The organism is Desulfovibrio sp. SGI.169, from assembly GCF_050313595.1.
Lineage (GTDB): Bacteria > Desulfobacterota > Desulfovibrionia > Desulfovibrionales > Desulfovibrionaceae > Desulfovibrio.
On record NZ_JBNPLS010000075.1, the window covers coordinates 1 to 783 of the forward strand.

Genomic DNA, 783 nt, shown 5'->3' on the forward strand with positions numbered 1-783 from the left:
CGGCCTATGACAAAGAGCTTTATAAACAGCGGCACAAAATAGAAATCATGTTGGCAGGCTCAAGGATTGGCGTAGAATTGCCACGCGATATGACCGTTGTGCCCACACCTTCTTTTCCGCCATTTGCATCGCTGCCATTGTCACCTTTTATATTTAATGAGTCCTGAACCTAGGGAGACATTCACTTTTTTGATGATTTTCTGAAAAATTCGTTTTGAATTCCAGTTAGTTGGAATAAGACTTTCATTGGAAGTGTGAATATCTCCGCTTAGGTGGACACTTGCCAAGTCCGTGGGGAAGGCTTATAGAAAAAGGGAACTCCGGTTCCTGCTACGAACAGAAACCGGAGCTGGCGCGGCGCGTTACAGCGCCCCGCACGGCTGCCAATGGTTACATTTTTTCACAGCCCCGACCCATCGCGACAATGGGCCGGGGCATTCTGCTATCTGGCGTCAGACGCCAGAAACAGTACCACAGCCAAGGCGATAAGCGAGACCATGATCAAACGTCTCATGGCCGTGCTCCTTTTCCGGCTTGCGCCGCGCCGAGCGCAGGCATTTCAGTGAAAAGAAGCAACCGTGCGGTTCGCGTTATAGCCTATCCCCTTTCACCTCGCAAGACGAAACGCATAGAAGCGCTCATCGGACATCAGCCCAGGCGAAACGTGAACTATGTCGGGCTGTTCCGTTCCCAAGCTCAAAGTCTTTCCCTTTCTTTTCTGCGCCCTTTCACTCGCCTTCAGCATCGGACAACCTCGCCCCGAGTCCTTCTCGATTTTTTCAA

General features: G+C 51.0%; 1 pseudogene. It reads left to right on the plus strand.

Annotated features, from left to right (window positions below):
* Positions 1 to 157, plus strand: a pseudogene (locus ACQRA4_RS13810) (IS5/IS1182 family transposase); the annotation flags it as partial.
* Between the last annotated feature and the right edge of the window lie 626 nt (positions 158 to 783).